Annotated in this window: 17 protein-coding genes; 13 read left to right on the plus strand and 4 right to left on the minus strand. The window is 68.0% G+C overall.

The window, feature by feature from the left end; genetic code table 11:
* Positions 1 to 236: 236 nt before the first annotated feature.
* From ABZ896_RS24170 to ABZ896_RS24185, 4 genes are all read left to right on the plus strand, one after another.
* A complete protein-coding gene (locus ABZ896_RS24170; protein WP_360932673.1) occupies positions 237 to 7,175 on the plus strand; it encodes an RHS repeat-associated core domain-containing protein in 6,939 nt (2,312 codons plus the stop codon).
* Between the two features lie 15 nt (positions 7,176 to 7,190).
* Entirely contained in the window at positions 7,191 to 7,733 is a 543-nt protein-coding gene (locus ABZ896_RS24175) for a hypothetical protein (protein WP_360932676.1), read from the plus strand.
* A 307-nt stretch (positions 7,734 to 8,040) separates the two neighbouring features.
* Positions 8,041 to 8,457, plus strand: coding sequence for an SsgA family sporulation/cell division regulator (locus ABZ896_RS24180; RefSeq protein WP_360932679.1), 417 nt, complete (start codon positions 8,041 to 8,043; stop codon positions 8,455 to 8,457).
* Positions 8,457 to 8,696 carry a helix-turn-helix transcriptional regulator gene (locus tag ABZ896_RS24185; protein ID WP_360932682.1) on the plus strand — a complete coding sequence of 80 codons (240 nt, stop codon included), beginning with the start codon at positions 8,457 to 8,459 and terminating at the stop codon, positions 8,694 to 8,696. Before ABZ896_RS24180 ends, ABZ896_RS24185 begins: the two co-directional genes overlap by 1 nt.
* On the opposite strand, the gene ABZ896_RS24190 is transcribed toward ABZ896_RS24185, so the two are convergent.
* A complete protein-coding gene (locus tag ABZ896_RS24190; protein ID WP_360932685.1) occupies positions 8,659 to 9,087 on the minus strand; it encodes a hypothetical protein in 429 nt (142 codons plus the stop codon). The two genes, ABZ896_RS24185 and ABZ896_RS24190, sit on opposite strands and share 38 nt — an antisense overlap.
* Before the next feature lie 78 nt (positions 9,088 to 9,165).
* Here ABZ896_RS24190 and ABZ896_RS24195 point away from each other — a divergent pair, with 78 nt between their 5' ends.
* The 4 genes from ABZ896_RS24195 (at position 9,166) to ABZ896_RS24210 (ending at position 12,000) form a co-directional block, all read left to right on the plus strand.
* A complete protein-coding gene (locus ABZ896_RS24195) occupies positions 9,166 to 9,963 on the plus strand; it encodes a helix-turn-helix transcriptional regulator (protein WP_360932688.1) in 798 nt (265 codons plus the stop codon).
* Positions 9,956 to 10,138, plus strand: coding sequence for a DUF397 domain-containing protein (locus ABZ896_RS24200; RefSeq protein ID WP_360932691.1), 183 nt, complete (start codon positions 9,956 to 9,958; stop codon positions 10,136 to 10,138). The genes ABZ896_RS24195 and ABZ896_RS24200 overlap by 8 nt, the downstream gene beginning before the upstream one ends.
* A 285-nt stretch (positions 10,139 to 10,423) precedes the next feature.
* The gene (locus ABZ896_RS24205; protein ID WP_360932694.1) at positions 10,424 to 11,368 is read left to right on the plus strand and encodes a hypothetical protein; all 945 of its coding nucleotides are present in this window, start codon (positions 10,424 to 10,426) and stop codon (positions 11,366 to 11,368) included.
* 50 nt (positions 11,369 to 11,418) lie between these two features.
* Positions 11,419 to 12,000 (plus strand): Uma2 family endonuclease, encoded by a 582-nt coding sequence (locus ABZ896_RS24210; protein ID WP_360932697.1) that lies wholly within the window; start codon positions 11,419 to 11,421, stop codon positions 11,998 to 12,000.
* 1 nt (position 12,001) lies between these two features.
* Here ABZ896_RS24210 and ABZ896_RS24215 read toward each other — a convergent pair whose 3' ends face one another.
* Complete coding sequence (locus ABZ896_RS24215; protein WP_360932700.1) at positions 12,002 to 12,727, minus strand: sulfite exporter TauE/SafE family protein; 726 nt, start codon at positions 12,725 to 12,727, stop codon at positions 12,002 to 12,004.
* A gap of 140 nt (positions 12,728 to 12,867) precedes the next feature.
* Between ABZ896_RS24215 and ABZ896_RS24220 the strand changes: the two genes are divergently transcribed.
* Complete coding sequence (locus ABZ896_RS24220; protein WP_360932703.1) at positions 12,868 to 13,038, plus strand: hypothetical protein; 171 nt, start codon at positions 12,868 to 12,870, stop codon at positions 13,036 to 13,038.
* Positions 13,039 to 13,174: 136 nt separating this feature from the next.
* Positions 13,175 to 13,675, plus strand: coding sequence for an SgcJ/EcaC family oxidoreductase (locus tag ABZ896_RS24225; RefSeq protein ID WP_360932706.1), 501 nt, complete (start codon positions 13,175 to 13,177; stop codon positions 13,673 to 13,675).
* Here ABZ896_RS24225 and ABZ896_RS24230 read toward each other — a convergent pair.
* Positions 13,641 to 14,993, minus strand: a complete 1,353-nt coding sequence (locus ABZ896_RS24230) for a HAMP domain-containing sensor histidine kinase (protein ID WP_360932709.1) — start codon at positions 14,991 to 14,993, stop codon at positions 13,641 to 13,643. The genes ABZ896_RS24225 and ABZ896_RS24230 overlap by 35 nt on opposite strands.
* Positions 14,990 to 15,676: a response regulator transcription factor gene (locus ABZ896_RS24235; protein WP_360932712.1), complete on the minus strand. Its 687-nt coding sequence runs from the start codon at positions 15,674 to 15,676 to the stop codon at positions 14,990 to 14,992. The genes ABZ896_RS24230 and ABZ896_RS24235 overlap by 4 nt, the downstream gene beginning before the upstream one ends.
* 187 nt (positions 15,677 to 15,863) lie before the next feature.
* Here ABZ896_RS24235 and ABZ896_RS24240 point away from each other — a divergent pair, with 187 nt between their 5' ends.
* The 3 genes from ABZ896_RS24240 (at position 15,864) to ABZ896_RS24250 (ending at position 19,128) form a co-directional block, all read left to right on the plus strand.
* On the plus strand, positions 15,864 to 17,144 hold the full coding sequence (locus ABZ896_RS24240; protein ID WP_360932715.1) for an aspartate kinase: 1,281 nt from the start codon (positions 15,864 to 15,866) through the stop codon (positions 17,142 to 17,144).
* A complete protein-coding gene (locus tag ABZ896_RS24245) occupies positions 17,144 to 18,223 on the plus strand; it encodes an aspartate-semialdehyde dehydrogenase (RefSeq protein ID WP_360932718.1) in 1,080 nt (359 codons plus the stop codon). The genes ABZ896_RS24240 and ABZ896_RS24245 overlap by 1 nt, the downstream gene beginning before the upstream one ends.
* A 329-nt stretch (positions 18,224 to 18,552) precedes the next feature.
* The gene (locus ABZ896_RS24250; RefSeq protein ID WP_360932757.1) at positions 18,553 to 19,128 is read left to right on the plus strand and encodes a SigE family RNA polymerase sigma factor; all 576 of its coding nucleotides are present in this window, start codon (positions 18,553 to 18,555) and stop codon (positions 19,126 to 19,128) included.
* Positions 19,129 to 19,197: the final 69 nt, after the last annotated feature.

Consider the following 19,197-nt stretch of genomic DNA (forward strand, 5'->3'; position numbering starts at 1 on the left):
GCGAGGAGGTTAACCACATTCTTGTCCCGCCCACAACCAGTGGCTGGAAAGTGCCTTTGGCTGTGCGTCACTTGGTGAGAGCGAGAAGGGTTCATGGGTATCTCCATACCCGATCCTTACCGTGAGGGTCCTGCGGAATTGAATTACGTCCTGATCGAATAACCCCTCGGCAGTCACGCTGAATTGGGGGGTTCGTGGTGCGTCGTAATGCGCTGTGGCCGATTTACGGGCAGACCATGCGGTTGCACCGAAGATCGACCCTGTGGGTCATCGCCGTCGCCGCACTCGGACTCCTGGCGGGACTCCTCCTGCCGCAGGCTGCCCTCGCCGACACGAAGAACCCGAACTACCTCGTCAAGGCCGAGAAGGAAAAGCCGGTACCGGTGTCGCCCGTCAAGGGCAACGCGGCCAAGGTGCCTTCCATGGCCCGGTGGAACTCTGCCGAGGCGCACCGGACCTGGCCCGCCAAGGGGGCGGCCGATGTGGCGGTTCCCGCGCACGGGGCCGCGCGGACCGACAGCGTGCCGGTGACCGTCGCCGCGGCGGGCGGCGCGCACGGGGCGGCGGCAGGAACCCGCGTGCACGTGTCGCTCCCCGGGCAGATGGCCGCGCAGCAGCTCGGAGTCCACGGTGTGGTCTTCACGGTACGACCGGACCAGGCCGGCACCGCCCAAGTCGGTCTGGACTACTCGGCGTTCAGGGACGCCTACGGCGGTGACTGGGCCGGTCGGCTGAGCCTCGTACAGCTTCCGGCCTGTGCTCTGACGACTCCACGGTCCGCTGCCTGCCGCGAGCAGACCCCGCTGACCTCGACCAACGACGCGAAGGCCCAGACGGTCTCGGCCGCCGTCCCGCTGTCCGCCTCCGCACAGCCCACGGTCCTCGCCGCAGAGGCCACCGCCTCGGGTGGCGGCGGCAGTTACGCGGCCACCTCCCTCGCCCCGTCCGGCCAGTGGTCGGCCGGCGGTTCGAGCGGCGCCTTCACGTACTCGTACCCCATATCGGTGCCCGACGTCCCCGGCGGTCTGACCCCGAGCGTATCCCTGGGCTACAGCTCGCAGAGCGTCGACGGCCGGACGACCTCCACCAATGCCCAGTCCTCCTGGATCGGCGACGGCTGGGACTACTCACCGGGCTTCGTCGAGCGCGGCTACGCCTCCTGCTCCGACGACGCGGCGAACGGTACGCCGAAGACCTCCGACGAGTGCTGGTCGGACGATGTCGACACCCTGACGCTGTCGCTGAACGGCTCGTCCAACACGCTTGTCCACGACAAGGACTCGGGCACCTGGCACCCGCAGGGTGACAACGGCGAGAAGATCGAGTTCAAGTCCGACACGGTCAACGGCGACAACGACAACGAGTACTTCGTCGTCACCACGGCCGACGGCACGAAGTACTACTTCGGCCTGAACCGTCTGCCCGGCTGGACCACCGGTGCCGCGACCACCAACTCGGTGTTCACCACACCGGTCTACGGCAACGACACGGGCGAGCCCTGCCACGCCGCCGCCTTCGCCGACTCCTGGTGCCAGCAGGGCTACCGATGGAACCTCGACTACACCGTCGACCCGCACGGCAACGCCGTCAGTTACTGGTACACGCCGGAGACCGGCTACTACGGTCGGGACAACTCCACCACCCCGACGCCGTACTCCCGCGGCGGCTACCTCGCCAAGATCCAGTACGGTCAACTGGCCGGGAAGGTCTACGACGGCACCGCACCGGCCGCCGCCCAGGTCTTCTTCGACACCTCCGAACGCTGCCTGGCCGACGCCGACTTCGACTGTGCCGCGGCCAAGATGACGACGGCGAACGCCACGCACTGGCCGGACGTCCCCGTCGACCAGACCTGTGCGTCGACGGGCACCTGCGCCAACCACGGCCCGTCCTTCTTCACCACCCGACGCCTGACCGGCATCCGCACCCAGGTCCTGGTCGGCACCGCCTACCAGGACGTGGACGCCTGGGCACTCACCCACAGCTTCCCGTCGACCGGTGACACCACCACCCCGTCGCTGTGGCTGAGCCAGATCGTGCACACCGGCAAGGACGGCGGCAGCCTGGACCTGCCGCCGGTGAAGTTCGCCGGGCAGGCGCTGGCCAACCGGGTCGACGGACTGGACGGATACCAGCCGATCACCCGCTACCGCCTCACCACGGTCACCACCGAGTCCGGTGAGGTGATCACGGTCAACTACACCGGACCGCAATGCCATCGCACGGGCACCGCGGTCCTGCCGTCCAGCCCGGACGCCAACACCTACCGCTGCTATCCGCAGTACTGGACCCCGCCGGGCCAGACCTCCCCGCAGCTGGACTGGTTCAACAAGTTCGTCGTCAACTCCGTTACGGCACAGGACCCGACGGGTGGCGGGCTGCCCGTGCAGACGTCGTACAAGTACATCGGCGACCCGGCCTGGCACTTCAACGACGACCCGATGACCCAGGCCAAGTACCGCACCTGGAACCAGTGGCGCGGCTACGGCACGGTCGAGACCCGCACCGGCACGTCCCCCGCGACGATCACCCTTTCCCGGGAGACCTTCTTCCGGGGCATGGACGGCGACAAGACCTCCTCGGGAACCCGCAGCGTCACCCTCGACGACTCCGCGAGCGACGACCCGCAGAAGGACTCCGACTGGCTGGCGGGCCAGACCTTCGAGGCCCAGTCCTACGACGGTGACGGCGGCGACCTGCTCTCGGACGGCGTCACCGACCCGTGGAGTTCGGCGGCGACGGCCACACAGCCCCGTACGAACGCGGGCCTGGATCCGCTGGTCGCCCACCGCACCAACATCAAGCGGGCCCGTACTGTCACCACCAAGGCGGACGGCACCGGGCGTACCACCGAGGTCGACTACACGATCGACGGCGCGACCGGTCTGCCCACGGCCGTCGACGACCTGGGCGACACCTCGACATCCACCGACGACAAGTGCTCCCGCACCTGGTACGTCCAGGACGCCTCGGGCGCCAACCTGCCGGTACCGCGCCGGGTCCAGGAAGTCTCCGTCTCCTGCTCGACGACCCCCGACTACACGAAGGACCTGCTCAGCGACGACCTGACGTTCTTCGACAACTCGACGGACAACAGCGCGGTGCCCAGCAAGGGTGACGTGACGATGGTGCAGAAGGCCGACTCGGTCGCCGCCGACGGCACGATCCACCGCGTCACGGCTCTGCAGAACACCTATGACAGCTACGGCCGCGAACTCACCGAGACCGATGCGGACGGCCGTACCACGACCACGGCCTACACCCCCACGACCGGCGCGGCCCCAACTTCCGTCAAGGTCACCCAGCCGAAGGTCACCGGTCAGACGGCCGGGTTCGCCACCACGACCACGCTCGACCCGGCCCGTGGCCTGGAGTTGAAGACCACGGACGCGGCGAGTTACTCCACCACCAGTACCTACGATCCGCTGGGCCGTCTCACCGCGGTGTGGAACCCTGGCTTCTCCACTGCCAACAACCCCAACAGCAAGTTCAGTTACAGCCTTTCGCCGTCGGTACCGTCCACGGTCACCACCCAGACCCTCACCGACGACAACGCCTACCGCACCTCCGTCTCGATCTACGACGCGATGCTGCGTCCCCGCGAGACGCAGACGGCGACGGTCGACGGCGGTCGCACGATCACCGACACCGTCTACGACAGCCATGGCTGGGCGGTCAGTTCGTCCGACGCCTACTACAACACCGGTGCTCCTTCAGGCACGTTGGTCGACGCCGCGGACAACCAGACCCCATCGCAGACCGGAACGGTCTACGACGGCGCGGGCCGGGTCACCGCCTCGATCGCCTACCACTTCGCCTCGGAGACATGGAGTACCACCACCGCCTACCCCGGCTCGGACCGTGTCGACGTCACGCCGCCCGCGGGCGCGACCCCCACCACGACGTACAGCGACGCCCGCGACCAGCTGGTCAAACTGCTGCGCTACCACGGCACCACCCCCACCGGCGCCGCCGACACCGTCACCTACTCCTACGACGCGGCCGGCCACCAGACCGGTCAGGACGACGGCCAGGGGAACACCTGGAACAGCCACTACGACCTCCTCGGCCGCCGCACCTCCCAGACCGACCCCGACACTGGTACATCCGGTTCGACGTACGACAACGCGGGCCAGTTGCTGACGACGACCGACGCGCGCGGCAAGACCATCAGCTACCAGTACGACGAACTCGGCCGTAAGAAAGCGGAGTTCGACACGACGGGCGGTGTGACGGCCGCAGCCGGCAACGAGTTGGCCGCCTGGACGTACGACACGCTGAAGAAGGGCAAGCCCACCTCGTCCACCCGCTATGTGGGCGGCACGAGCGGCACCGCCTATACCGAGAAGGTGCTCGGCTACGACAGCCACGGCTGGGTGCAGGCCACCGAACTCGTCATGCCGACGGCCGAGGGCGCGCTCGCGGGCAACTACATCCACCAGAACACGTACAACCTCACCGGCACACTGTCGAACTACACCGACCAGGACCCGACGGCCGTCAAACTGCCGGAGGAATCGGTCGGTTACACCTACGACGCCTTCGACCGGCCCGTCGCGGTCGGCAGCGGCACCGGTGGCTGGGCCTACGTCAACAAGCTCAGCTACACGGAGTTCGACGAGCCGTACCAGTTCACGTACGGCACGTCCGGCAACTTCGCCCAGCAGACCCTGAATTACGACGACCAGACCCATCGGCTGACCAACTCCACCACCATCACCCAGTCGGGCGCGGCGATCGCCGACAAGACGGCGTACTCCTACCAGCCGTCCGGAAACGTCACAAAGATCAGCGACAAGTTGGAGAGCGGTCAGACCGACACCCAGTGCTTCGCCTATGACTGGGCGCAGCGGCTGAAGTCGGCGTGGACGGCGACCGACGACTGCACGGCCACCCCGGCGGCGGGCAACTCCTCAACGGTGGGCGGGCCTTCACCGTACTGGCAGTCGTGGACGTACGACGCGACCGGCGCCCGTGCGAGCCAGGTGGACCACGACACGACCGGCACCGTGACGAAGGATGCGACGGCCTCGTACACCCCCGTCGCGTCGGGCGCGGGCCCGGCGCACGCGGTGGCCCGGGTCGACACGGTCGTACCGGGCGACTCGACGGCGAACACCACGAACGCCTACACCTACGACGCCGACGGCAACGTCCTCACCCGCACCACCCGCTCGGGTACCGACACCCTCACCTACGACGACGAGGGCGACCTGTCCGAGCTGGCGTCGACGGGGTCGGCGGGCGACACGAAGTACCTGTACGACGCCGACGGCGGCCTGCTGCTGCGCCGTAGCCCCGGCGCCACCACCCTCTACACGGGCGACGAGGAGATCACCCTCAAGTCCGGCGCCACCAGCGCCGACGGCGTGCGGTACATCTCCATCGCGGGCGAGACGGTGGCCACGCACTCCTCCGACGGCAAGTTCACGTACCTGGTCCCCGACCGCCAGGGCACCGGCACACTGCAGATCGACTCGCAGACGCAGCAGGTGGTCCGCCGCCAGTACAAGCCCTTCGGCGAGACGCGGGACCAGTCGGGTACTTGGGTCGGGCAACAGGGATACGTCGGCGGGGTCCAGGACGACAACACGGGCCTGACGAACCTGGGCGCCCGCGAGTACGACCCCACGATCGGCCGCTTCCTCAGCCCGGACCCGGTGCTGGACCCGGGTGACCCCCAGTCGTGGAACGCCTACGACTACGCCGCGGACACACCCGTCACCGCCTCCGATCCCAGCGGGACCTGCGCGGACATCGACTGCCCCACCCGCAACTGCCCCGCCTGCCTCAACTACACGCCGGGTCACCCGACCCAGCAGGCGATGCACGACTACGCGGGGTCGGGCAGCACGCCCAGCAACACCAAGGCGTATGCCAAGCAGTACAAGGCGGACATCAGCAACTCCACGGCTCATGCGCAGGCGGAACAGCGTGCTCTGGAGCGGCAGAAGGCCACGGCGGACGCGGCGGTCGCCGCGGCCAGAAGACAGGCCTCGGGTTTCAAGCACCAACTGCTCAGTCTCGTCGCGGACGTCCTCGGTCTGACCGACGCCTACAACTGCTTCACCAAGGGCGACGTGATGGGGTGCATCAACACGGCCCTGACGGCGGTCCCCTGGGGCAAGGTCTTCAAGGCGATCAAGGTCGGTGTCGAGGCCTTCAAGGTCTGGCGTGCTCTGGACCGGGCGTACACCGCGGTCAAGGACGCGGAGGAGGCGGCCAAGGTCGCCGAGGACGCGGTGCAGGCCGAACGCTTCCTGTCGGAGGCGGGATCGGCGGAGGAAGCGGGGGCCGAGGCGGTCGAGGCGTGTACGGTGCACAGCTTCGTGCCCGACACCGAGGTCCGGCTCGCCGACGGCACGTCGAAACCGATCAGCAAGGTGAAGGCCGGGGACACGGTCCTGGCGACGGATCCCCAAACGGGTGTCACGGCCCCTGAGAAGGTCCAGCGGGTCATCGTCACGAAGACGGACAAGGACTTCACGACGCTGACCCTGTCCACGGCGCCGACCCGCGGCCCACCGCAGAAGTCCTCCCCCACCGGCAAGACCCTGACCACCACCTGGCACCACCCCTTCTGGGACGCCACCCACCACCACTGGACCGACGCCCACGACCTGACGCCGGGCACGAAGCTGCGGACGGCGGCCGGGACGACTGTCACGGTGGTGGGGGTCCGGAACTTCCACCAGAGCGGGACGACTTACGACCTGACCGTCGGCGGGTTGCATACCTACTACGTACTCGCAGGCTCTACCCCAATCCTTGTCCACAACTGTGGGCCCAGGGTATTCGCGGTGGATTCCGCCGGGGAAACCACCATTCTTCCTGTGCACGAGATCGACTCGGCCGCCCACGCGCCGCAGGCGGCGAACTTCCTCAAGGCTGTAAGCAATGGTGCTCCGGCTATCGTCACCAGGAGGGGCGGGGGTGAAGCAGCTGCCCGAGCCGCGAGGCGTCAAGCACAAGCGCATGCTCCCAGGCCCCGCCAGTTCGCTGCTAATGCAACGTGGGAGGAGTATCCTTTCGCTTCAACGGTAGAGGGTGGAGCGGGTGCAACCCTTACCCTTTCCCCAGGGTCGATTAATTCCAGTCATGGGTGGGCCTTGAAAGAGTTCTATCGGACTGCGGGTGTCGGTCCCGGAGACCAATTCGCGGTCAAGGTTCGCTGAGGAGTACGGACGGGCATGCTTGATGAATTGATCAGGGAGTTGTGGGGCGAGGCGGAAAGGCTTCGACTTCCCGTGGTGGCGCATAGGAAGGCCGGAGCCTCGACCGCTCTCCTGGAACGGTATTTCGGTCAGTCAGTCCCTTCGGATGTCGCAGCATGGTTCCGTTGGTGCGATGGTGTGGCCTATCTTCCCGGGCAAACTCAGAATGATGCTGCTCTCGTTCCTGGGTACGAGCCGCTCTCTGTCACCGAATCCTCCGCGATGAGACGTGATCAGCTGCCGCATCCACTTCTGCTGTCGACTTTCTTCCCAATGCTGGGCACAGGTGGGGGTGACTTTTATGCGGCGGCTTATGAGCTCGAAACAGGGCGATCGCATATTGTCAGTGTTGTGGTTGGTGAGGATTTCAGGGTCGCCTACAGGAGTGTGGAGCAAATGATCGAGACCCTTATCGCCTGTTACCGAGAGGGCGTTTTCTTCGTCGATGAAGACGGTGTCTTTCAAGCGGACGATGAGCGCTGGATCCAGAAAGAGATGGAAGCGGTTGGCTTTATGTGAAGTCAACCGGCGCTCGCTCAGCGAGGATGCGCTTGGGTGATCTCGGATTCACCTTTGAAGATGCCTGTATCTGGCACTATCTTCCGGGGTCTGCGGGACTGGTCTGGGTCTCGCGTGTCCGTAACTCACAGTGGTGGTGATCTGCGGGGACGTCATGGCGTTGCGGGTGGTGCTGGCGACATCGTTGTGGTGCAGATCACATGCGGAGGTTTGTGGAGTGGCGTAATGCCGAGGGGGCCAGCGGGGTCTCTCAGGGCACAGGGGTCGTGTCCGGCCGCTGTCGCCCCGCCCGAATCGGAGTCCCTCTATGTACGTCAGCATCCAGCAGCCGACCGGTGCTCGGCTGGTCACCGGTACCGGGCAGGAGATCGCTGTTCCTGTGAGTCTGCGGTACACCTCCGGTGATCCGCTGGCTGTGCATCTCGACTTTCCGGCGCATGTGACGCTCGACGGGGAGGGGACTACCTGGACGTTCGCTCGGGTGTTGTTGGGGGAGGGGCTTCGGGGGGTCGCCGGGGTCGGGAGTGTGCGGGTGCGGCCGTGTGGGGACGAGCACACGTACGTCGAGTTCCACGCGGCTCAGGGCGTTGCCCGGCTGCGGTTTCTCGCCGCCGATCTGGTTCGCTTTCTCGCCCGTACGTACACCGTGGTCGCCGCCGGCGAGGAGGCCGTCGGTGCTGAGCTGGACCACGGGCTCGTGGCGCTGTTCGGAGGGCGGGTCTGATGCGGGGCGGGCCGCTCTCCGCTCCGCAGGCGTACGCCCTCGGGCACCGGCTCCGCGAGGTCCGCGAGCAGCGGGGGCTGACGCGTGGTCAGGTCGCCGACGCCTCCGACCTCTTCCCCACCTGGATCTCCCAGATCGAGGGCGGCGAGGTGCACGACCTCGCCACCGTGCGCGCCTACGCCGACGCCCTCGGCGCCCGCGTCATGGGGACACGCGCCGTGCGGATACGGCGTTCCTGACCACCCGTACGAGCAGTCCGGCGTCGACGAAAGGGGCCGTCGGCGTCGGTTCGCTGTACCAGCGCAGCGGCCAGGTGTTCCCGTCCAGCGCCGGGATCCCGATGTACGTGACGGAACGGTCCCCTCGGGCTCCGAAGCGCTGCACTCCCAACGGCCACTGCTGTCTCCGTACTTCTCCCGGTGCCAGCAGGAAGTACATCCACCGGTACCCCGTCACCTCGCACACCACCGGGCCCGCGTCCCCGTCCGTCGCCTCGATCATCCGTGACGCGGCGACCTCTCCCCGTACCCCCTCGATCCGTACGGCGTCGAAGTGCACGCCCGCGAGGCGGAGTTGGTGGCCCGATGCGGGGACCCACTCGAGCGGGTCGAATACGTTCGTCATGGTCACACCGTGGCGGTCACGGAGCTACGCTCGGTAGCGACTGAGGTGATACACGGCGGGGTGTATCGGTCGGAGGTGCGTGCTGTGTCCCAGACGCCGGTGAACTGGCGCTACGGCGGCAACCAGATGAAGCGGTGGCGTCTGAAGGCCAATGTGACCCGCGAGGAGCTGGCCGCCGCGTCCAACTACTCCCCGGACACCATCAAGTCGATGGAACAGGGCGTACGGATGCCGACGCCGCGCGTGCTGGACGTGGCCGACGAGCTGTGCCGGGCGGAGGGGTTGCTGAGCGCGGCGAAGGAGTACTTGCAGCGGGAGAAGTTCCCGAAGCGAGCGCAGGACTTCATGGAGCGGGAGAAAGAGGCGATCAGCTTCTGGTCGTACGAGGCCGGACTGATCCCCGGGCTGTTGCAGACGAGCGGGTACATGCGGTCCCTGATCGAGGGCCATGTTCCGCCGCTGGACGAGGAGACGGTGGAGCAGCGGATCGCGGCCAGGGCGGAGCGGCAGGCCATCCTCACGGATCGCACCCCGCCGGTGGCCTTTGCCTTCATGATCTACGAGGCTGCCCTGCGGCTCCCCTTGGTGGATGACGCACAGCTCCGGCACCTGCTGGCGATGTCGGAGCTTAGGAACGTCGTGGTGCAGGTGCTGACGTTCGAACGGGCCGTTCCCTGCGCGGGGATGGGGCCCATGATCTTGCTGGAGAACGGCGGCTACGAGCGGTTCGCCTATACCGAAAGCCAGTTCATCAGTGACCTGTCGGCGGATCCGGACGTGGTCCGGCGGGTGACCGAGCGGCTTGGCATGATTCGTGCCGAAGCCCTCAGTCCCGCTGAGTCGGCCCGACTCCTTGAGAGCATGGTGAAGCACCGTGACTGACCAGATGACGTGGTTCAAGTCCAGTTACAGCGACTCCGAAGGCGCCGCCTGCCTCGAAGTCGCGTTCGCCTCCCGTGTCCACGTCCGAGACTCCAAGAACCCCTCCGGCCCCGAACTCCACCTCGCCCCGTCCGCCTGGAAGGCCTTCGTTTCCGCAGTTCGGCCCGGGGCTTGAGCCTCGGGCTTCGAGCTCTTCCATGGGTGTTCCTGGGTGGTGAAAACCAACCCAACCAACCAGGTCTGTACGTGAGTTGAGGCGCCGTCGCTCGAAAGGGTGACGTTCCGTGATCGGCTTGCGTCGCTGTGTAAAGGCGCTCTAGGTTCGCGGCACACAAGCAAATAGTTCGGCCCCGGTCGGTGCGCCAACACCGGCTCCGGGGCCTGACCTACAGATCGAATCGAGACTTCGACCGTGGCTTACGCCCAGCCTAGTGCTGCCCTGCCTTCCCCGTCTCACCCCATGGCCAAAACGGGTTACGGCAAACGCTCCGCAGGTGACGAAGACCCGCACGCCGACCCGGACTTCGCACACCTGAGCCCCCGTGACCGCGAGATCGCCCTCTTCGTCGATCACCTCGAAGACGGCCACGCGATGGGCTACAAGGCGATCGCCGCGGCCCACCCCCGCTACGGCCAGCAGGCCGTCCGGAGTTCGCTGGGGCGCATCACCGTCGCCGGCCATCTGCGCTGGATCAGGGAGCACATCACCGTCGAGGACAACTCGATGCGCTGGGTGACCCGCACGTACTGGTCGCGGACACCCAGGTCGCCCGAGTGGTGGGCCGACTTCGCGCGGGAGCGGCACGGCAAGGACGTGACCGACCAGCACATGCCGGGACTGGCGCGTGTCGAAACGGTGGACGAGTCCGTCGCGTGCGGCGAGGAGCCGTGCGCCGAGGAGCCGAGCGCCGCCTACCGGACCCTCGCCGACGTGCGTACGGCCGACCCGCGGATGCCGCTGTCCGACGGCGACTGCCGTTCCCTCGAAGCTCTCGCCGCCGAGTGGCTGTCCCGTGGCGCGACGGCCCACGACATCACCGAAGCCCTGACCGACGGGCTGCCGCCCGCCGTCACCAACCCGGGCGGACTCGCCCGCAACCGACTGGAGAGCAAGATGCCCCCGAAGAAGGCGAAGATCCGGCAGAAGGCCGCCCGCCGTGCCCGTGTGACCCGCGTGATCATGGCCTGCGGTCTGTGCGACGCGGACGAACGGACGACGGAGATCGTAAGCGGGCTGTGCCGGGAGTGCCTGGCGGAGATCGAGGCGGAGGGACCGGTGTACGGAGCCGTCCCGGCGACGTTCCTCCCCGGCCCGCGGGACGGAGGCGGTCTGCCCGGTGCCGACGAGGTCATCGACGTCACCGAGCGCGTGGAGGCGCTGCGCCGCGCGGCGGGGTTGCGGTGAGCGTGCAGGACGTGCCGGTCGGGGCACCATGGAGTCGAGGAGGCGACGCCATGACCCCCAGGACCGAGCATCGGCCGCAGATGTCCGTCGAGGAGTTCGAGGAGCTGGAACGCCATGCCCCGGAGACGGTGCGGCTGGAGTTCATCAGGGGGAAGGTCCAGGTCAAGCCGGTGACCGACGGCAACCACGATCAGATCGTCGCTTGGCTTCAGCGGCTGTGCATGCAACACCGTCCGGAACTTTGGCTCTACGGAGACCGAGGGATGAAGGTCGAGCGCTACCGCAAGGGACGGGCGCGACCCGACGGCGTCCTCGCGCCCTTCGGGTTCCCGGTGGGGCACGGAGACTGGTCCGAGGCGGCGGGCGTGCTCATGGCGGTCGAGGTCACTTCGCACGACTCCGACACCCATCAACGTGATCGAGTCGACAAGCCCGACGGCTACGCGGCGACCGGTATCCCCGTCTACCTCCTCATCGACCGCGACGACTGCACCGTCACCGTCTTCACCCATCCCGAGGACGGTCGTTACCGTCAGCAGGTCAACAAGCCGTTCGGGGCGACCGTGCAGCTTCCCGAACCCGTGAACATCCTTCTCGACACCGAGCCTCTCAAGGAGTTCGTGGAGGGCTGAGTCACAGGCCCCACAGGCCTTTTGTTACGGCCGTCAGCCCGCCTGCGAGTGCCAGGAGGAGTACGAGCAGGCGGGTCCGGGGCTCCGGTAGGTGGCCCGCCAGGGTGCGGCCGAGCAACGCGCCTGTCGTCATCGCCGTCACCACCGTCGCCCACTGTGTTCCGGTCAGGTCCGGTACGCCGTTCGACGCCACCGAGAACGCGTTCACCAGCACGCCGTAGAACATCGCGTTCGGGACGAACTCCCGTACCGGCCAACCCGCGTTGAGGGCGTACAGGGAGATCGGGGGGCCGCCCACGCCTGCCGCCGAGTTCATGAAGCCGCCCGCCGCGCCCGCCGCGATGGCGCCTCTCGTGCCGTGCAGGGCCGGTACGCGGATGCCGCGCATGACGAGCAGGGTCGCCGTGGTCACCAGGGCGCCCATGACCAACAGGAGCCAGGGCTCGGGGAGTTGGTGGGTGACCCAGGTGCCCGCCGGGACCGTGCAGGCCGCTGCCGCGCACAAAGGGGCCATCGAGCGGAGTCGTACTCGGCGCCGGCCGCCCAGCAGACCCACCGAACAGATCGCCCCGGCCGCGCAGTTGGCCAGCACCACCCCCTCCACCGGGCCGAGCAGCAGGACCAGTGCCGGGACCGAGACCAGGGCGAAGCCCATGCCGGTGAGCCACTGCACGCAGGAGCCGAGCAGCACGATCGCCGCCAGCGGTACCTCGCCCGTCGTCCCCATGGTTCGGCATCCTCCGCCATGGAGGGTGGAGTCCGCTACACCCCCTTTCGGGAGTCCACTCCATCGTTGTGACCTGCGGAAACCGGGATTGTTGAGCTCAGAAGAAAGCAAGGGCTCCCGCCCCGACCGAAGGAAATGACATGAAGTCGCTGCTCGCCTCCAAGCCCGTTCTGTGGTTCCTCTTCCTGTTCAACCTCGCCGTCGCCGCGGTCGCGCCGTTCGTCGTGGACGGGACGCAGGGCATCATGACCGCCGTGGGGATGGGTGTGGTGTCGCTCGGGGCCGGTGTGAGTCTGCTGCGCGGCAAGTAGCCGTACGCATGCAGAGAGTTATTTGGACCGGTGCTGGATCTGCGTTGTATCTCGGCTGCACGGGCCCTAAACGGCCTGACGACAGGCTGGAGGCAGTTCGAAAGCAGCACCTCCCACCACCGCACCGGAGACAACGATGAACCGTCGTTCCATAACCAAGCGCGCAGCCGTCGTCACCGCCACCGCGGTCGTCGCCCTCGGCACGGTCGGCACCGTCGCGGCCACCGCCGGACCGAAGCCCGCCGCCAAGCCGAGCAAGGCGCAGATCGCCGGTCTCTTCGACCGGTGGAACGCCGCGCTCAAGACCGGCGACCCGGAGACGGTCGCGGACCTGTACGCCAAGGACGCGGTCCTGCTGCCCACCGTCTCCAACAAGGTCCGCACCGACCACGCCGGCATCGTCGACTACTTCGAGCACTTCCTGGCCAACAAGCCGGTCGGCAAGAAGGTCCAGACGATCGTCAACGTCCTCGACAAGAACTCCGCGATCGACACCGGCGTCTACGAGTTCACGCTCACCGACCCGAAGACCGGCGCGAAGAGCACCGTAGAGGCCCGTTACACCTACGAGTACGAGAAGCGGGGCGGCGAGTGGCTGATCGTCAACCACCACTCCTCGAAGATGCCCGAAGGGTGATCTCCACCCGCAACCCGCTCCCGGGCGCGTCCGCCAGCGTGACGGTCCCGCCGTCGTCCGACACGAGCTGTTTGACGACGGCGAGGCCGAGGCCGGAGCCGGAGCGCCCGGTCAGGCCCTGACCGCGCCAGAAGCGGTCGAAGGCACGGGACTTCTCGGAGTCCGACATGCCCGGCCCCTCGTCCACCACCGACAACACCACCGTGTCCGCCCTGGATTCGATCTCCACGGTGATCCTCCCGCCGTCCGGCGAGACCTCCAGGGCGTTCGAGAGCACGTTGTCCAGCACCTGGTCCAGATGACCGGGGCTGGCCAGCACCAGCAGCCGGCCGTCGGCACTCCCCCTGAGCGCGATGGTGACTCCGCGCTCGTCGGCGGCCGGCCTCCACACCGTGAGCCGTTCGTTCACGATGTCCTCAAGGACCAGCGGTTCGGCTGCGGTCACCTTCGCCTCGGCCCGTGCGAGGACCAGAAGTCCGTTGACCAGGCGGCTCATTCGGACCACCTCCGCGGTCGCCTGCTCCACGTCCTCCCGTACGAACTCGTCGTCCACGCCGTCCGCGATGTTGTCCAGCGACAGGCGCAACGCGGTCAGGGGGGTACGGAGTTGATGCGACGCGTCGGCCACGAAGATGCGCTGTGAGGCGACCAGCGTGTCCAGGCGTTCCGCGCCCTGGTTCAGGGTGCGGGCGAGCGTCTGCGTCTCCGGCGGGCCCGTCACCGGGGAGCGCGCGGTGAGGTCGCCGTCGCTGAACTTGCTTGCCATCGCGTTGAGTTCGCGCAGGGGGGCGGTGATACGGCGGGCCGCGTAGGCGCCGATCGCGGCGGCGGCCGCGAGCACGAGGACGGCGAGGCCGGCTCGGAAGCCCCAGATCTGCCAGAACCGTGTGGTCATGTCCGAGGTCGAGTAGACGATCCGTACGGCTGCGCCGTCCTGGGCGGGAACGGTGACCGTCAGCTCCTTGCCCCAGATGAAGTCGGAGCCCCAGTCGGTGGTCTCCTCACCCTTCTCCAGGGCTCGGCTCAGGGCATGGTCGGCCCGGGGCGCGGGCAGTACCGGGGCACAGCCGGCCGTTGGCGTCACCTGGACGTCGCCGGGTGTCTCCTCGCCGTACGCCGTGGCCACCCGCTCCAGGGCACCGCACGACGTCGAGTCGCCGTTGGCCAGCAGCAGCGCCATCGTCTTGGCCTCGCGCAGAACCGACTGCCTGGTGTCGTCGCGCAGTTGATCGGTGAGCGTGAAAGCCACAGGCACCGTGAACAGGAAGATCGCCACCGCGACCAGCAGGATGTAACTCCTGATGAGCTGCCGGTTCATGAAGCCCCGTCACCCTTGACGATCTCCAGCCGGAAGCCCACCCCGCGCACCGCCTCGATCGCGATGACGCCCGCGAACTTCCGCCGCAGCGCGGCCACATGGACGTCCAGCGTCTTCGTCGGCCCGAACCAGTTCGCGTCCCAGACCGCCTCCATGATCTGCTCGCGCGACATCAGCGCGCCCGGCTCCTCGGTGAGGAAGGCCAGCAGGTCGTACTCCTTGGGCGCGAGGGGCACCTCCTCGCCGTCCAGCCGGACCCGGGCCGCCTTGCGGTCGACGGTCAGCCGGGAGCCGTACCGGTCGGGCCCGCTCTCCGCACCGGGAGGACGGGGCTGCGCGCGCCGCATCACGGCCCTTATCCGCGCGATGACCTCCCGTACCCCGAACGGCTTGGAGACGTAGTCGTCGGCGCCCAGCTCCAGGCCGACCACCCGGTCCGTCTCGTCGCTGCGCGCGCTGATCACGATGATCGGCACGTCACCGCGTTCGCGCAGCGCCTTGCAGACGTCGAGGCCGTCGGTGTCGGGCAGGCCGAGGTCGAGGAGGACGACGTCGTAGGGGCCGTCGTGGCTCAGCGCCGCGCCGCCGGTGGAGACCCACTCCACCTCGAAGCCGTAGCGGGTCAGGCCGCGCCGCAGGGACTGGGCGACCGGCTCATCGTCTTCCACCAGGAGTACGCGCACGTGTCGAACCTTAAGGCTTGTGAGCATCCGCACTTTTGCCGCACACCCCGCCTGGGCAGGTGCTGACCTGGGCGTCCGGATCTCACCATGAGATCTCACCGTGAGTCTCACCATGCGATACCACAGAGGTGAAAATCGGACGCTCGTTAAACTGAGCCGACACATACGGACTGAGCGAGGAGCGCACGTGGGCCTTGTCGTGCAGAAGTACGGAGGCTCCTCCGTAGCCGATGCCGAGGGCATCAAGCGCGTCGCCAAGCGAATCGTCGAAGCGAAGAAGAACGGCCACCAGGTGGTCGTCGTCGTTTCCGCGATGGGCGACACGACGGACGAGCTGATCGATCTCGCCGAGCAGGTATCCCCGATGCCTGCCGGGCGTGAGTTCGACATGCTGCTGACCGCCGGAGAGCGGATCTCCATGGCGCTGCTGGCCATGGCGATCAAAAACCTGGGCCATGAAGCCCAGTCGTTCACCGGCAGCCAGGCGGGCGTCATCACCGACTCCGTCCACAACAAAGCCCGGATCATCGACGTCACGCCCGGCCGTATCCGCACCGCGCTGGACGAGGGCAACATCGCCATCGTCGCCGGTTTCCAGGGTGTGAGCCAGGACAAGAAGGACATCACCACGCTCGGGCGCGGTGGCTCCGACACCACGGCCGTCGCGCTCGCCGCGGCCCTGGACGCCGAGGTGTGCGAGATCTACACCGACGTCGACGGTGTGTTCACCGCCGACCCGCGGGTGGTGAAGAAGGCCCGGAAGATCGACTGGATCTCCTCCGAGGACATGCTGGAGCTGGCCGCGTCCGGCTCCAAGGTGCTGCTCCACCGCTGTGTGGAGTACGCCCGTCGTTACGACATCCCGATCCACGTCCGCTCGTCCTTCTCCGGACTGCCGGGCACCTGGGTCAGCAACGAGAAGCCCGAGTCGCAAGGGGACCAGCAGGTGGAGCACGCCATCATCTCCGGAGTCGCCCACGACGTCTCCGAAGCCAAGATCACGGTCGTCGGGGTCCCGGACAAGCCGGGCGAGGCCGCGGTGATCTTCCGCGCGATCGCGGACGCCGAGATCAACATCGACATGATCGTGCAGAACGTGTCGGCGGCGTCGACCGGGCTGACCGACATCTCCTTCACCCTCCCCAAGTCCGAGGGCCGCAAGGCCATCGACGCCCTGGAGAAGGCGAAGGTCGGCATCGGCTTCGAGTCGCTGCGCTACGACGACCAGATCGGCAAGATCTCCCTGGTCGGCGCCGGGATGAAGACCAACCCGGGCGTCACCGCCTCCTTCTTCCAGGCGCTGTCCGACGCGGGCGTCAACATCGAGCTGATCTCGACCTCCGAGATCCGCATCTCGGTCGTCACCCGCCAGGACGACGTCCCCGAGGCTGTCCGCGCCGTGCACAGCGCCTTCGGGCTCGACTCCGACAGCGACGAGGCCGTCGTCTACGGAGGCACCGGGCGCTGATGGCCGTCACCGGACGGCGGCCGACGCTCGCGGTCGTGGGCGCGACCGGGGCCGTCGGCACCGTCATGCTCCAGATCCTGTCCCAGCACGCGGACATCTGGGGCGAGATCCGCCTGATCGCCTCCCCGCGCTCGGCCGGCCGCAAGCTGGCCGTGCGCGGGGAGCAGGTCGAGGTCGTGGGTCTGACCGAGGGCTCCGAGGAGGCCTTCGACGGGGTCGACGTCGCCATGTTCGACGTACCCGACGAGGTGGCCGCGCACTGGGCGCCGGTCGCCGCGGCCCGCGGTGCCGTCGTCGTGGACAACTCCGGCGCCTTCCGGATGGACCCGGACGTGCCGCTGGTCGTCCCCGAGGTCAACCCGCACTGCGCCCGGCAGCGGCCGCGCGGGATCGTCGCCAACCCCAACTGCACGACCCTCTCCATGATCGTGGCGCTGGGCGCGCTGCACGCCGAGTTCGGCCTGCGCGAGCTGGTGGTCTCCAGCTACCAGGCGGTGAGCGGGGCCGGGAAGGCCGGCGTGGACACCCTGAGGCAGCAACTGTCCCTGGTCGCGGGCACCGAGCTCGGCACGCAACCCGGTGACGTACGGCGGGCCGTCGGCGACCACACCGGGCCGTTCCCGGAGCCCGTGGCGCTGAACGTCGTACCGTGGGCCGGGTCCCTGCGGGAGGACGGGTGGTCCTCGGAGGAGATGAAGGTGCGGGACGAGACCCGCAAGATCCTCGGGCTGCCCCGGCTGCCGGTCGCCGTCACCTGTGTACGGGTGCCGGTCGTCACCGTGCACTCCCTCACCGTCCACGCCCGCTTCGAGGGCGAGGTCACCGTCACCCGGGCCCGCGAGATCCTCGCCACCGCGCCCGGGGTGGTGCTCTTCGACAATCCGGCGGCCGGGGAGTTCCCCACGCCCGCCGACGTCGTGGGCACCGATCCGACGTGGGTCGGGCGGGTCCGGCGCGCCCTCGACGACCCCACCGCGCTGGAACTTTTCGTGTGCGGGGACAATTTGCGCAAGGGAGCGGCGCTGAACACCGCGCAGATCGCCGAACTCGTCGCGAGGGAGTTTCCGCAGGAAGTGTGACCGGGCCGATGGTCCGGACCACTTGAACCGGGCCGCTTCGCGTCCGAAGATTTGACTCCCCGTCCACCGCAACCAAGCGGCGGGCGGGGAGCGTCTTTGCGAACGCCCATTCAGGGGGCGCGGGGTCGCAGGGTGGAGCGTGGGGACGCTCCGGTATTCAGGACACAGGGGAAGAGCGGGTAGGGCATGAGCGCGTTTGACGCACGGTCAGTTGTGCTGCCTGAGAGAAGACGGCCGATCGCGTACAACCCTCCCGGGGGTGAGGGCGTCCAACTTGCGTGGCTCAGGTACTCGACTTCCGACCCCGCAGGCTCGGGGCGCCCGGCGGCATGCCGGTGATCGCCCCCATGCCCGCAGCGCGGCCGACCCGCATCCCGAACCAGCGTGACGGCGCCGAGGAAGCGGCGGCGGCCGGTACCACCGTCGACCACCTCACGGAGACCTACCGGGCGCACTACCGCTCGCTCCTCGGCCTCGCCGCGCTCCTCCTCGACGACACCGCCTCCTGCGAGGACGTCGTCCAGGAGGCCTTCATCCGCGTCCACTCCGCGCGCAAACGCGTCCGCGACCCCGAGAAGACCCTCGCCTACCTGCGCCAGACGGTCGTCAACCTCTCCCGCTCGGCCCTGCGCCGGCGCATCCTCGGACTCAAGCTGCTGTCCAAGCCGATGCCCGACATGGCGAGCGCCGAGGAGGGGGCGTACGACCAGCTGGAGCGCGACTCCCTCATCAAGGCCATGAAGGGACTGCAGCGCCGCCAGCGCGAGGTCCTGGTCCTGCGTTACTTCGCGGACATGACCGAGGCGCAGGTCGCCGATACGCTCGGTATCTCGCTGGGGTCCGTGAAGGCGTACGGCTCCCGGGGGATCGCCGCGCTGCGCGTCGCGATGGAGGCGCCGGCGTGAGCGGATCCAAGGACTCCGAGGGACGGCGCCATGAGCGCCATGAGCCCTACGAATGGCACGAGCCGACAT

Origin of the sequence: Streptomyces sp. NPDC047072, assembly GCF_040643855.1 — a bacterium.
Taxonomy (GTDB): Bacteria; Actinomycetota; Actinomycetes; order Streptomycetales; family Streptomycetaceae; genus Streptomyces.